This is a genomic window from Gardnerella sp. DNF00753, from assembly GCF_049244275.1.
Classification (GTDB): Bacteria; Actinomycetota; Actinomycetes; order Actinomycetales; family Bifidobacteriaceae; genus Bifidobacterium; species Bifidobacterium greenwoodii.
The window spans coordinates 970908-985764 of the sequence record NZ_CP058393.1; the positions used below are offsets into that span (position 1 = coordinate 970908).

A 14857-nucleotide genomic window follows, 5' to 3' on the forward strand; every position below is an offset into this window, starting at 1 on the left:
CACTAGCATTCATGCTGCTGCACAATCCACACCAGGCACTCCTACCACACCAAAAAATAACGGTGGGTGAATTTAAGCGTGAGAGGTGGGTGTTGCTTGGTCGAGCAATATAAAAGCGGAGCGATAGTAATAATCTTATTGATAAATACTATTTTTGCAGCAAAAGTAAGTAAAAAACTAAACTTAACTATGCAACCGCTAAGTCCAAATAAGGTATAAGAGCGGAGCGCTGCGAGACAAGTAACACCCACCTCTCACAGCCACATAAAAACCCGCACTAAAGCTGCTGCATACGAGACTTCTCAACCTTCGCCGAAAGCTGCAAAAGTCTACGAATTCGTCCTGCAATAGCATCCTTCGTAATTGGAGGATCCGCCAAATGTCCAAGCTCTTCCAAGCTTGCGTCGCTATGCTCCAAGCGAAGCTTTCCAGCCATCAACAGATTATCTGGAATATCGTCACCCAAAATGTCGAAGGCGTGACGAACTTTTTCGCAAGCTTCGGCAGCAGCTTTCGCACTGCGACGCATATTTGCGTCGTCAAAGTTTGCAAGACGATTAGCTTTTCCGCGTGCTTCACCATCTGAGCGCTTGCCTGTCCATTCGCGAGCAGAACGAGGAGCACCAATCAGATTCAGCATGCGTTCGATTGCGTCGGAATCGCGCAAAGTCACGCGCTCTGAACTGCGCACTTGGCGAGCTTTAGCTGTAATACCTAAACGAGCTGCCATAGTTTGCAAAGCGTTTGCAGCTTCGTGAGTTGGGCACACTACTTCCAAGTAGCTTGCTTTGCCAGGATCGGAAATTGCGCCGTGAGCTAGGAAGGCACCGCGCCATGCTGCTTTAATTTGGGCGATACTTCCGCCGATAATTTCTGGGGCTAGGCCTGCAACAATGCGCATGCGTCGGTCGAGTAAACCAGATTGTAATGCTAATGCTGCAGCACCGTGATCAACAACTACGTCGTAACGAAGAACAGTACCAGCTGGAGTCTGACGCGAAACCTGCGAAATGGTCGCCTCGCGCTGGAAGTGCGTCTTTAAGACCTCTACAAGCCACTGTGCGGAACGTTGAGAGTCAAACTGAGCGCGAACCACAGCTTGGTTATTTACTGGCCTTAAACCGCCAGCAAAGCGCATCATAGCTGCCGCTTGAGCCATAATGACCGTCGGGAGCTCATTGTTGTTGGAAACGAGTTCATTTTTGACGTCGTCAAGAAGAGCCAAGGGACAACCTCCTACTTTTGTTCTTCTTAAAATATGCGTGCTGTTGGATACTCGCATGATGCGTTTGAACACGACATGCCCGGCTTTCTGTGATACAGAATACGTTGGACATTTTAGCGTTATTTGCACACGTTTGCATATATTTTTAGCACAAAATTTTTGCGTTTGTTTTATTACTTACTTTATTACTTGCTTTATTACTTGCTTTATTACTTACTTTATTACTTGCTTTATTACTTGCTTTATTACTTACTTTATTACTTACTACCTGCGCTGCAATTCGCGTGCAGATACTGTAACCTGCAAACCGTGCAATCGCAAGCGTCTTGCAAGCTCAATACTTGTAGCAACTGAGCGATGCTGGCCGCCTGTGCAGCCTACTGCAATCGTAACGTAATGCTTATCTTCTTTAGCAAAACCGTCGATAGCAGTGAGCAGCGCCTTTTCGTAAGAGTCCAAAAAAGCGACCGCTGCAGGATTAGAAAGCACGTAATCACTTACAGCCTTGTCTTTTCCGGTTAAATCACGAAGAGCCGGAACCCAGAATGGGTTAGGCAAAAATCGCATATCAACCACAAAATCAGCGTCCATTGGCATACCGTACTTAAAGCCAAAGCTGAAAATATGCACGGCCACAGTGGAAGATCCTTTGCCAAGTAGTCCTTCGTAAAGCTTGGTTGAAAGTTGATGAATACTAAGAGTTGAAGTATCGATAATAATATCCGCGCAATCTTTCAAATGGCTGAGCAACTCTCGCTCTTCTAAAATGCCGTCAATAAGTCTTCCGCCGCGCTGCAAAGGATGAGGCCTTCTAACGGACTCGTAGCGTTTAATAAGCACGGAGTCTGAAGCGTCTAAGAACAAGATTCGCGTTTTTACGCCAAGCTCGTCAATATGCGCAAGAACCGCAAACAGGTCGTCGAAGTATCCTCTAGAGCGCACGTCAATAACAGCAGCAAGCTTATGCACTTTTGATCCGGATGACGTCATCATATCTACCAGCGGTATGAGCAGTTTTGGAGGGAGATTATCAATAACGTACCAACCCATGTCTTCCAACGCGTTAGCCGCGTGCGAGCGTCCGGCTCCGCTCATGCCGGTGATTAGCATAACTTCAAAACCGTCTGCTAATTGCATGTTGATTGCGCCGTGAGCATTTGCGTCTAATTCTTGATTCGCGCTATTTTGCGAGCTATTTTGCGCACAATCTTGCGAGATATTTTGCGCGCTATTTTGCATATCGCTTTTCGCATCAGCTTGATTTTCGGCGCTCATAATGCCTCCTGTAATGCTTTTCGCATGCAATCAATTAAATCTTTAGGATCTTTAGAATTATCGTAATCTTCGGTCTTGTCAGAATCATTATTAGAAATATTTTCCGCGATTACTTCAGATTTTACTTCAGCTTTTACTTCAGCTTCTTCTTTAGAATTTCTGTACTCAAACGTCATAAGCTTTACTTGCTCTAAAGCTTGATACAAAAGCATTTCTTCGCCGCCAATCCCCAATCCGTATTGCCTCCACGCGCTAAGAAGCATGCTTGGGTGAGGATCGTACACTACGTCAAGCAGTGTTCCTAGGCTTTTTACGCGCCTATTTTTGCAGTATGCTTTTAGTGCTATTGCCAAGCCGTCTGCAACGTGCGCAGGAACGGTGCTTATTACAATATCTGCTTCTGCAATTGCGCGAATTGCGTCTAAGGAACTTAAAGATTGCAAAATGAGAGATTCGTCACATTTTAATATTTCTTCGCTAATTTTTGGAAACTCAATCCCTATAACCGATTCGTAATTTGCGTCGGTTTCATTGCTTTTCTTTTCACTACTTTCATTTTCGCTACTTTCTAAGCACGGCTCTATGCTTCTGCTATTTGGAGAATCAGCGCAATACGCGCGCAGAAGATTATTAAAACGCTCTACACCTTTTACGCTACCGTCATTTTCAGTTCTAGCAATCACTTTAACCTGCTCAAGTTTTGAGGCTTGCGCGATTTCTATAAGTGCCGCCATTGCTGAAGATGCCGTGTTGCCGCTGCCAATAATAACAGCCTTTTTCACGCCGCTTATGCGCTCGTGCAAAGCCTGAATAAAAGCCATAATTATGCCGCTCACGTCCGTATTGCACAGTTCAATTTGTGAAGGCGAGGCGGCTGCTGGATTGCTTGTAAAAATCGCTGTGTTTGCAACGTTAAGAGTTCTTGACCAGTAGTCGCAAGGAGTGCCGAGTTTCATTACGGTTTTTTTAAGCGGCATTGTAAGGCTTAAGCCTTTCCAAGAATCGTCAAGATTAGATATAAAATCAGCTAGCTCAGCTTCGCTTACCTTTTCTTTGCTGTATTGCCAATTTGTAAGTCCTAAAGCTTTATAAGCAGCGTTGTGCAATACGGGAGATAGCGAGTGCGAAATAGGATCTCCTAAAACTGCACAACGATATATTTTTGACATAATCACTCCTCAGTACGCTAATAAATCTTTTGGATCAACGCAAAAACGCAACTCTCCTGCAGCACGCTTTGCCACGTGATGCGCTACTTCCTTGTGTAATCGGTTCACTAATTCTTGTCTTAAATAAAGCGGAACTCTTACTACAGCTTTTACACGGTCGTCAAAATCGTCAAAATGCTGGTATCTGTCTGTAACAGGCGGATGCATTGGAACAATGCCTAATAATGGAGAAATTGTTGAAAAATCATCATTTTGACTAATTTCGCACCCAAGATTTTCCTTCATTGCCCCAATATTTTCAAGCGCACGCATAACAGCATCGCGCTCTCCCCACACGCATGCTGCAGTTACAAATGGCGGCAAAACAGCCTGTTTGCGCTCCGAAAGCTCGTTTAACGAAAGTTGCGTTGTGTCCCACAAAGTAAGCGCTCTAGACAAAATTGTGTACGTTTCACCAATTAAAAGCACACTTCCGCCGCTAGTTCTAGGAGCGCACAAGCTTGCAGCTTTCATCCAAGCGGTAAGAGTGTCAATTCTGGAATCAAGCCCCGACGCATACAAGCTCACCCAAGTGTCGAGTATTGCCACAACGCCATACGAGCCGCTTTGCGCACCGTTTTGAGATTTAACGCGCGGCTCTGCGCCGGAAGTTGCCACAACAATTACAGGCTTTTTATCTATGCTATGAATAATTCCGTTCGGCTGATGCGGAGAAGAAAGCAAAATAGGCACGTTTCTAAACAATTTTGACACTTCTTGCGCAATACCTGCAGCACCGACGCGTATAGCACGCAGATTAGTGTTTCCGCAATTAGCACAAGACCAATTGACTGCGCTTGCTCCACACCATAAGCATCGAAGGGATTTAATCCCAGCACTAATATCCAAAGGTCCAGTGCAACGCCTGCAACGCGCTTGGTGAAGGCAAGAAGAGCACATTGCAGACTGAGTAACGCCATCTTGAGCAATAGAAAGCAGCACAGGATTTCCGTCTGCAAGAGCCTCGTTTATTGCTCTTACAGCGGTATGCGGTATTCTAGCGCCAATGCTTGGGTCAGCAAGTTTCGACAAAGTTTCTCGATTAAGCCAGCGAACCCACGGAACTATTTTTTCGCGCAATTCTTTGCGCACTGTTACAGGAACGCTACTTCCACTTATATCTTTTGCAACTTGCGTATTGGAAGAATACGAATCTACTTCGCTTTGACTTAACGCGCTTCTAGAATATGCCATTGCTACAAAAACGCCACCATGCTTTTTTGCGCGAAGTCTCATAACGCCACGAGCTTGAGCGTAAGGCATCATTCCGTCTGCATACTGGTATGCGGTATCTTCAACAATAGCGAATAAAGCATCCCCCTCAACCGGAGCATACATTGAAGCGCGCGTTCCAAGCACGCAAGGAACTATTCCGGAAGCTACTGCACGCCAAGCTCTATAACGGTCAGCCGGAGCATCCGCCGCGCAAAGACGCGCAACATCTCCATCGAAACCGCCTGCAGAAAAACCACGGTGATTTTCACTAACGCGCTTATACGGTTTTAATCCGTAAGCCATAAGCGCGCGCATAACGTCATTTACTTCCCTAAGCGTTGGCAAAACAGCAACAGCCTGCTTTCCTTGACTTACAGCCGTTACAATCATCCAAGCTAAATCTTGAGCCATTCTTAAAGAGCCTGCAGGTGCATCAACTACAAAAGATTTAGCATTATTATTTTCGATTTTTTCGCCGTCAAAATCCGCGTTACTAGCTTTTTTAACTAAAGCATCATGCAAAATATCCGCATTTTCGTAAGATTCAATCATTCTATCGAAAGTAGCGATAGAAGAATCAGTTTCATTAGCTTCATTAGATTTATAAGTTTTATTACTGCTTTCCAAAAGCTTTTTAAGATTTATGCACCAATCTTTTCTGCGATGCAAACGTATGCTATCAAAAACTTCCTCATGCTCAACTCTTGCAACTCTTTGAGGCACAGCAAGACGAAGAATATTAGCTATAGTTCCACCATAAGCTTTTGCAATAGCGTCAATATCTTCTCGCAAAGACTTAGAAATCAGCACATCTGAAGGAAACACACGCTCTAAAAATCGCAAAGCAGAAGAAGGAGTATCGCTATTAGAAGAACGAGACCAAATAACGCCTGTAAGCCTTTGCGCACCAAAACGTACGCGCACGAAAGCTCCCGGCTGAGCCGCATCATCTTGATCCTTGGATACTAAATAGTCAAAAGTACGACCTAAATGTGAAGCTTGAACATCTAACATTACGTGAGCAATAGCACAATCGTCTGCAGGAACGCGCGAAACAGCATTACGCTTGCGTTTAGTTTTACGCGCGAATCCGTCTAACGAAGGTTGCTCTGCCATTTTAGCTTCTACTTTTAGCTCGTACTTTTAGCTTTTAGATTCTAAATTAGATTCTACTTAAGATTCTACTTAAGATTTAATGCGGCTAGAAGCTGATCAGTTCTATTCGTTTCTTCCCAAGGGAACTTAACATCTGTGCGACCAAAGTGGCCATAAGCCGCGGTTTTAGCGTAAATTGGGCGAAGCAAATTAAGCTCGTCAATAATTGCAGCCGGGCGCAAATCGAATACTTCACGAACAGCGCGAGCAATATCAGCACGCGTAATACCGTCAGCTTCAGTACCAAAAGTCTCAACGTTTACGCTTACAGGATCCGCAATACCAATAGCGTAAGCAACCTGCACTTCTGCCCTATGAGCAAGACCAGCTGCAACAATATTCTTAGCAACCCAACGCGCTGCATAAGCTGCGGAACGATCAACTTTACTTGGATCTTTTCCAGAAAAAGCTCCGCCGCCATGATGCGCCGCACCACCGTAAGTGTCAACAATAATTTTTCGACCAGTCAAACCAGAATCTGCAGCAGGACCGCCCAAAACAAAAGAGCCAGTAGGATTCACAAGCATACGGTATGAATCGTGCGCAACTTTTTGAGCAAGAACTTCGTCCAACACAGGCTTAACAACATGCTCAACAAGCTGTAACTTAAGCCAATCGCTGGAAACTTCAGAATCGTGCTGCGTGGAAATTAAAACAGTATCCAAACGTTTAGGCGTACCTTTGGAATCGTACTCAATAGTAACCTGAGTTTTCCCATCTGGACGCAAATGCGCAACGATACCATCTTTTCGAACTTTAGAAAGCCTTTGTGCTAAACGGTGAGCAAGATAAATTGGAAGCGGCATTAAAGTGTCAGTTTCGTCACTTGCGTAGCCAAACATAACACCTTGATCTCCAGCACCTTGAGCAGCATAACGCTCCTCGCGAGAAGCAGCACTTTCGCTCTTTGCATCCAAACGAGTAACGCCTTGATTGATTTCATCACTCTGCTCGGTTAAAGAAACCATAACTCCGCAAGAATCAGCGTCAAGACCAATAGTGGAACTCGTATACCCAACATTACGAACCACAGAGCGCAAAATTCCTGGAATATCGCTATAAACTTCGCCTCTAACTTCACCAAACACAACAAATTGGCCTACAGAAGCGCAAACTTCTACGGCAACGTGAGCGTGAGGATCTTGACGAAGCATATCGTCCAAAATAGCGTCAGCAATCTGATCGCACAACTTATCCGGATGACCTTCAGTAACAGATTCTGCAGAAATTAACTTAATTTCTTCCACAATCCCCTCCAATACAAATACTCGTAAAGTGAAAAAACGCAGCCGCACATCCGAGTTTCAAGCACAGATGATACGACTGCGATTATGCGCATAAAAAGACGCTAAAGCAATAAGTCTAAGCTTTATCACTTAACTAATAAATAAATTAATTGCCTTCGCTTAAATCGTCTTCACCAAGCGTCTCTTCAAGCAAGCCTCTATTAATCTCACGGAAAGCAATAGACAAAGGTTTTTCTTGATTTTGATACTCAACTAATGGACCAACATTTTGAAGCAAACCTTCGTTAAGCTGCGTGAAATAAGAATTAATTTGACGTGCTCGTTTTGCAGCAAATAAGGCAAGCGCATACTTGGAATCCGCATGTTGCATAAGATCATCAATTGGTGGATTCGCAAGACCCGTAGGTGTTGGCTGAGTGCCTAATGCCATAATATTCTCCAAATTCTATGGTGCCACAATAGTTCCAAAACGCCTATTATAGGCTATAGATTGGATATTGCGCTAAGTTCTATTTATAACTTCTTTATGAACTATTTATAAGTTGTTTATAAACTATTTATAGCTCGTATTCGCGAGAAATAACGTTCCAAAGTTCGTCCGCCGCGCGCTCAGCATTGTCGTTCACAATAACAACATCAAACTCGCTGGCTGCAGCAATCTCCACCTTTGCGGTTTCCAAACGTTTTGCCTGCTGCTCAGGAGTTTCGGTGCCTCTGCCAATAAGACGACGCTTAAGCTCTTCAAAGCTTGGAGGCGCAATAAACACGTACACAACTTCCAAACCGAGCCTAGAAGCCTCTTGCTTTACTCGCCTAGCGCCTTGCAAATCAATTTCCAGCAAAGTTGGAATATCCTGCTCAAGATGCTCCAAAACAGGCTGCAGCAAAGTGCCGTAATGCGCCATTCCGTGAACAAGAGCAGTTTCTAAAAATTCGCCATTGCGTTTACGGCGCTCAAACTCTTCCTCATCCAAGAACCAGTATTGGATTCCGTTAAACTCACCAGGTCTAGGCGCGCGCGTAGTTGCAGAAACAGACAACCAAATATGAGGATGCTTCTCGCGAAGTATGCCTTCTACCGTACCTTTACCGGCTGCAGTAGGACCAGTTAATACGATTAGACGACGCTTAGTCTGTAAAGAGCTAGAAGCAGCCGAATCATCTTTGGTAGACATTTCCCTCACCTCTCAATTACGCACGTTCGTCTGAATCAATAAGAGCCTGACGAATATCCCACGCTATTCGCTCTGTTGCGGCAGACAGTTCGCCAATACTTGGACCATGAGACGCAATAGAGCGAGAAACAGTTACCAACACATTACCATGCGTACCGGCAAAAACACGCTTTAAGTCGTTAGCTTCAGCACCCTGCCAGCCGTAGCCTGGGGAAAGAATTGGTCCGGTAAAACTTGCAACGTCAATTCCGCCGCCGTTCATCCAGTCACCAATAGTAGCGCCAACAATTAAGCCAACAGAACCCATGCCCTTTGTATTGTTGTTAAAACTTTGAGCTGTTTGAGCAATTCCGTGAGCTACTGTAGTTCCGCGGTAAGTTCCACTTTGGCGGATTGCAGTTTGCAAGCTTGCGCCTTCGCGGTTAGAAGTTAGCGACGCAATAAAAACGCCGCGACCATTATTAAGCGCTTCGTTAATAAGCCCGCCCATAGATCCAGCGCCGTAATACGGAAGAAGCGTAATAGCGTCGGCGAGAAGAGGCGCGTCCGGCTTAAAATATGCGTCCGCAAGAGCAGAAATCGTAGTAGACAATCCGCCATGGCCGCTGTCAACAATCGTAATAACGTCCATTTGACGAGCCGCGTAAAGCACGCGTTCAAGCGCTGCGAAACCTTTAGAACCGTAGCGCTCAAACATGCTGGACTGGAATTTTACTGCCGCTGCCCTGCCGTTCATAGCTTGAAGCATGCGCATTGAAAACAGTTCAGCGCCGAGAGCATCCATGTTGTATCCCCAATTAAGCAACATTTTGCGATGAGGATCAATACCAACGCATAGAGGACCATACTTGGCCATAGCATTCTTCAAACGCAAGCCAAAATCGGATCGCTGCGCTTGTAATTCTTGATCACGTATGCTCTCGGTCATGTATTAAGCCCGACTTTCTTCGTTTTCTGCCTTTTCGATTGCAAACAGTTGCTTTGCATGCTCTTGTATGCTCATCACCTGATAATCGTTGTTCTTAACGGCCTCAATAGCCATCAATACTGGCGCAAATTCGGTAATAGTTGTGAATTGCGGAAGATCTGCTGCAACAGCTGCTGCGCGAATAGCGTAGCCGTCTGTGCGAGACCCTCTTGAATTCGGTGTATTAAGCACCATATCAATCTTACCATTCTCAATAAGCTCCACAACATTCTTGCCGATTCTTTCGTGAGCTTCCTGACCATTTGTTACATCTTTCGCCGTGTCGCCGCGACTAGAAAGCTTGTCTACAATCACAGAATCAATGCCGTAGCGTCGAAGAACAGAAGCTGTACCTTCAGTAGCCCAAATAGTAAAACCAAGTTCTACTAAGCGCACTGCAAGAAGCGGAAGCTGACGCTTATCTGCATCGCTTACAGACACAAACACGTTGCCGCTGGTTGGCAAACCGCCCTTGTATGCTGCAAGCTGACTCTTAGCAAAAGCGTGAGGGAAATCACGGTCGAAGCCCATAACTTCGCCAGTAGAACGCATCTCTGGGCCGAGCAAAATATCAACCGTGCGTCCAACAGGAGTGCGGAAACGCTTGAACGGCAGCACAGAAGCCTTAATAGCAACCTGCTGGCCTGGGTGAATGTCACCACCGTCGCCCTTTGGAAGAAGAAGTCCGCGCTTTCTCTGCTGGGCGATTGTTTCGCCAGCCATAATTCGAGCAGCAGCTTTAGCAAGAGCAACACCAGTAGCTTTAGAAGCAAACGGAACAGTACGAGAAGCTCGAGGATTTGCCTCGATTACGTACAAAGTGTTTGCCATAAAAGCATACTGAACGTTAATAAGGCCACGAACAGAGCAGCCACGAGCAATCGAAAGCGTACCCTCGCGAAGGCGACGAATCTGATCGTCCGAAAGAGTGCTTGGAGGAAGAGTGCAAGCAGCGTCACCGGAGTGAACGCCAGCCTCCTCAACATGCTCCATAATGCCGCCAATATAAAGCTCGTTGCCGTCGTAAAGCGCGTCAACATCGATTTCAATAGCGTCCTGAAGGAACTTATCAATCAAAAGCGGCGAAGGCAAGCGACCAGAAACAACAGTGTCTGCACGAGCCTCATCCAAAGCGCGCTCAACATATTTTGCAAGCTGAGCATCATCGTACACGATTTCCATTCCGCGTCCGCCAAGCACGTAGCTTGGGCGCACAAGAACCGGGTAGCCGATTGCGTGAGCTGCATCTTTTGCTTCCTCAAGGCTCAAAGCTGTGCCGTAGCGAGGAGCGTTCATGCCTTCTTGGCGAAGAACCTCGCCGAAAAGCTCACGGTTTTCCGCCAAATCAATAGCTTCAGGAGTTGTTCCCAAAATTGGAACTCCTGCAGCTTTAAGACGAGCAGCAAGCGAAAGTGGAGTTTGGCCACCAAGCTGCACAATCACGCCCTTAACAGGACCAAGCTTCTTTTCTGCCTCGTAAATTTCAAGCACGTCTTCGAAAGTAAGAGGCTCAAAGTAAAGGCGGTCAGACATGTCGTAATCTGTAGAAACTGTTTCAGGATTGCAATTAACCATAATGGTGTCGTAATCCTTGCCCAATTCCTGAACAGCGTGAACGCAAGTGTAATCAAACTCAATACCCTGGCCGATTCGGTTCGGACCAGAGCCAAGAATAATCACAGCTTCGCGATCGCGCTTCTTCAACTCGCTTTCATCAGCGTAGCAAGAATAGTAGTACGGAGTTGCTGCGTCGAACTCGGCTGCGCAAGTGTCAACAGTCTTGTAAACAGGACGCAAGCCGTAAGCCCAACGAAGCTCACGAACCATGTTTTCGCCTTCGTCGCCAAGATTACGCAAATGCGCAATTTGAACGTCTGAAAGGCCTGCAAGCTTAGCGCGCTTCAAAACTTTAGGAGTTAAAGTTTCAGCTTCACGAACCGCGAGCGCAGTTTCGTTAATTTGAGCCAGCTGCTCAACAAACCAAGGGTCGATTTTTGTTGCTGCAAAAATCTGCTCCGGCGTAGCACCACCCCAAAGCGCGCGCTGAATTTGCAAGTAGCGGTGCTCTGTTGGAGTGTGCATTTCTTCAAGAAGCTTGACTACTTCTTCCTTACTTGGACGCTCACCATCCCAGCTAAAGCACGCGTGACGCTTGTCGATTGAGCGCATTGCTTTTCCAAGGGATTCCTGGAAGTTTCCAGCCAAAGCCATTGCTTCACCAACAGACTTCATGGAAGTTGTAAGAGTGGTGTCTGCTCCTGGGAACTTTTCGAAAGCAAAGCGCGGAATCTTCGTTACAACATAGTCAATTGTTGGCTCGAAGCTTGCAGGAGTTGAACGCGTAATATCGTTTTGAATTTCGTCCAAAGTGTAGCCTAAAGCAAGTTTCGTTGCGATTTTTGCGATTGGGAAGCCGGTTGCTTTAGATGCGAGCGCGGAAGAACGAGACACACGCGGGTTCATTTCGATTACGATAATTCGGCCAGTTTGAGGGTTGATTGCGAACTGAATATTGCAACCACCGGTGTCAACGCCAACGCCTCGAATAATAGCGATACCAATATCGCGCATCTTCTGATACTCGCGGTCTGTAAGCGTAAAGCAAGGAGCTACTGTAATCGAGTCGCCAGTATGCACGCCTACAGGATCCACGTTTTCGATTGGGCAAACAACTACGACGTTATCTTTTGCGTCGCGCATAAGCTCAAGCTCAAACTCCTTCCAACCTTCAATGCCCTCTTCAATAAGCACTTCGTTGGTTGGAGAATAATGAATGCCTGCTCCCGCAATGCGGTGAAGTTCTTCTTCGTTATGAGCAATACCAGAGCCAAGGCCGCCCATAGTAAAGCTTGGGCGTACTACTACCGGGTATCCTAAAGTTTCAACAATTTTGTCTACTTCTTCGATTGAGTGAGCAATAAAAGATTTTGCAGACTCAGCACCGGCTTTTTCAACGACTTTTTTGAAAAGCTCACGATCTTCGCCGCGGTCGATTGCTTCCAAAGAAGCGCCAATAAGCTCAACATTGTATTTTTCGAGGATTCCCGCACGGCCCAAATCCATTGCCGCGTTAAGCGCAGTTTGGCCGCCGAGCGTTGGAAGAAGCGCATCCGGACGCTCCTTTGCAATAATTCTCTCCAAAATCGAAGTGTCAATTGGCTCAATATAAGTTGCGTCAGCAAGCTCCGGGTCGGTCATAATCGTAGCCGGGTTAGAGTTGACCAAAATTACGCGAATACCTTCTTCGCGGAGAACTCGGCAAGCCTGCGTTCCAGAATAATCAAATTCTGCAGCCTGACCAATAACAATCGGGCCGGAACCAATTACCATAACCGACTTAATATCAGTACGTTTTGGCATAGTAAATTTCTCTTTCCGTAAATTTTAAAATCTTACTTGCTTTTTCGAGTATTACTTGCTTTTTCGAGCGTTTTCGCGCATTAATTGCACAAAGCGGTCAAATAGGTAGGAAGCGTCGTGCGGGCCTGCTGCAGCTTCCGGATGATATTGCACCGAGAACGCTGGAATATCAAGGCATTGTAAGCCTTCTACAACGTTGTCGTTCAAGTCAATATGCGACACCATTACGCGACCAAAGTGGCCGTTTTCGTAAGGAGATTTAACAGGGCCGTCAAGAGGAGCGTCCACCGCGAAGCCGTGATTGTGAGCCGTAACTTCCACTTTTCCGGTTGTAACGTCTTTTACAGGCTGATTAATGCCACGGTGGCCAAACTTCAGCTTGTAAGTGCCAAAGCCAAGAGCGCGACCAAGCAGCTGGTTTCCAAAGCAGATTCCAAAGAACGGATAGCCTGCGTCCAAAACTTTGCGCAAAAGCTCAACTTCGCGATTTGCTTGGCCAGGGTCTCCAGGACCATTCGAGAAGAATACGCCGTCTGCGTTAAGCGCTTGCAGCGATTCAAAGCTGATTGAGGAGCTTACAACGTGCACGCGGCAGCCGCGCTCAGCCAAACGGTGAGGAGTCATAGATTTAATACCAAAGTCGACTGCTACAACCGTGTAAAGCGGATCTTTTCCTTCAAAATCTCCGCAAGGCTCAATCGTATACGTTTCTTTAGTACTGACTTCATCCGTTAAACGCAAGCCCTGCATTTGAGGAGTCTGCTTAATTTCGTCAACGAAGGAAGCGACGGTACGAAAAGCCCCGGTTGACGAATCAACCAGGGCCCTATTAGAAAAAATGCCGGCACGCATAACGCCTACCGAGCGTAAATGACGTACCAGCTTTCGAGTATCAATACCACTAATGCCAACGATACCTTGCTTTTGTAAATCGTCTTCCAAGGAACCTTCAGCGCGCCAATTGCTAACTACTGGGCTTGGCTCCTTAACCACGTAACCCGCAACCCAAATGCGATTAGATTCAGGATCTTCGTGATTCATTCCCGTATTACCTATGTGTGGGAATGTTTGAACTACGATTTGTTGATCATAACTTGGATCAGTTAACGTTTCTTGATAACCAGTCATGCCCGTGGAGAACACAATCTCGGCGCGCGTAGAACCTTGCGCACCAAAAGGCTTACCAACGTAAACCTGACCATCCTCCAACACCAATACTGCATCATCACTGCCGAATCCGGCGAAGGTGTCGTTGTAATCCACCTTAACCCCCTTATGGCTTTAGGATATTCGTGGCAAGTTTACTCAGGTTGGCGGACGGGCGACGCGCCGGCGCGGCGACCTGCTTGAGCGCTCCAAACGCGAGACAAGTTCCCCACGTTTGGAGCAAAACACAACCCAAAACCCTACAAACGCGAGAAACCTACCTCACATTTGGAGCAAAACACAACCCAAAACCCTCCAAACACGAGAAAAGTATCTCACATTTGGAGGGCTTGGTTTAACGTAATAGCTGCAGAGCACAACTGCAAAGCTTATTACTCAGCAGCAGTTTCTTCCGTAGACTCTTCCGTAGCAGCGTCTTCAGTAGAAGCTTCGCCATTAAACTTTGCCAAGCAAGCATCTTTATCTGCCATAATCGCGCTTAGAAGTCCGTGAATAAACGCAATAGCTTCCTCATCGCTATACATTTTTGCGAGCGCAATCGCCTCGTCAATCGCAACCTTGTCTGGAATTTCCTCGTTAAGAAGCATTTCCCACACCGCAATGCGCAAAATATTGCGGTCAATAACAGCCATTCTGCCAACTTTCCAGCCAGTCGAATAACGGTTAAGCGTCTTGTCGATTCTGTTGCGTCGCTCTCCTACGCCTCGAACAATCTCAATAGCGTACTCTGGAAGCGGAGTTTGAGCGCCAGGCTCTTTAACGCGCTCCTCTAGCAAAGAAAGAATAGGCTGATTCTTTTCATCCGCCTCATAAAGCGTATTCAAAGCCCTCTTACGAGCAGTGGAACGTGCCATAATAGCGCC

The 14857-nt window shown here is 46.3% G+C and carries 11 protein-coding genes; all 11 read right to left on the reverse strand.

What is annotated here, in order from left to right; translation table 11 throughout:
• Positions 1-277: 277 nt before the first annotated feature.
• On the reverse strand, positions 278-1225 hold the full coding sequence (gene whiA / locus HXT33_RS04085) for a DNA-binding protein WhiA (protein WP_032841772.1): 948 nt from the start codon (positions 1223-1225) through the stop codon (positions 278-280).
• Positions 1226-1489: 264 nt separating this feature from the next.
• The gene (rapZ, locus tag HXT33_RS04090; protein WP_050543669.1) at positions 1490-2362 is read right to left on the reverse strand and encodes an RNase adapter RapZ; all 873 of its coding nucleotides are present in this window, start codon (positions 2360-2362) and stop codon (positions 1490-1492) included.
• Between the two features lie 134 nt (positions 2363-2496).
• Entirely contained in the window at positions 2497-3669 is a 1173-nt protein-coding gene (locus tag HXT33_RS04095; protein WP_421786629.1) for a shikimate dehydrogenase family protein, read from the reverse strand.
• A gap of 9 nt (positions 3670-3678) precedes the next feature.
• Positions 3679-6039: a primosomal protein N' gene (locus tag HXT33_RS04100; protein WP_421786631.1), complete on the reverse strand. Its 2361-nt coding sequence runs from the start codon at positions 6037-6039 to the stop codon at positions 3679-3681.
• Between the two features lie 65 nt (positions 6040-6104).
• Entirely contained in the window at positions 6105-7325 is a 1221-nt protein-coding gene (gene metK, locus HXT33_RS04105; protein WP_004135226.1) for a methionine adenosyltransferase, read from the reverse strand.
• 145 nt (positions 7326-7470) lie between these two features.
• Positions 7471-7755 carry a DNA-directed RNA polymerase subunit omega gene (gene rpoZ, locus HXT33_RS04110; protein WP_004127189.1) on the reverse strand — a complete coding sequence of 95 codons (285 nt, stop codon included), beginning with the start codon at positions 7753-7755 and terminating at the stop codon, positions 7471-7473.
• A gap of 127 nt (positions 7756-7882) precedes the next feature.
• Positions 7883-8500, reverse strand: a complete 618-nt coding sequence (gene gmk / locus HXT33_RS04115) for a guanylate kinase (protein ID WP_421786633.1) — start codon at positions 8498-8500, stop codon at positions 7883-7885.
• 16 nt (positions 8501-8516) lie between these two features.
• On the reverse strand, positions 8517-9428 hold the full coding sequence (gene pyrF / locus HXT33_RS04120; RefSeq protein ID WP_019261091.1) for an orotidine-5'-phosphate decarboxylase: 912 nt from the start codon (positions 9426-9428) through the stop codon (positions 8517-8519).
• Positions 9429-9431: 3 nt separating this feature from the next.
• Positions 9432-12827, reverse strand: coding sequence for a carbamoyl-phosphate synthase large subunit (carB, locus tag HXT33_RS04125; RefSeq protein WP_421786636.1), 3396 nt, complete (start codon positions 12825-12827; stop codon positions 9432-9434).
• A 51-nt stretch (positions 12828-12878) separates the two neighbouring features.
• The gene (gene carA / locus HXT33_RS04130) at positions 12879-14090 is read right to left on the reverse strand and encodes a glutamine-hydrolyzing carbamoyl-phosphate synthase small subunit (RefSeq protein WP_102694672.1); all 1212 of its coding nucleotides are present in this window, start codon (positions 14088-14090) and stop codon (positions 12879-12881) included.
• Positions 14091-14365: 275 nt separating this feature from the next.
• The gene (nusB, locus tag HXT33_RS04135) at positions 14366-14848 is read right to left on the reverse strand and encodes a transcription antitermination factor NusB (protein WP_004135239.1); all 483 of its coding nucleotides are present in this window, start codon (positions 14846-14848) and stop codon (positions 14366-14368) included.
• Positions 14849-14857: the final 9 nt, after the last annotated feature.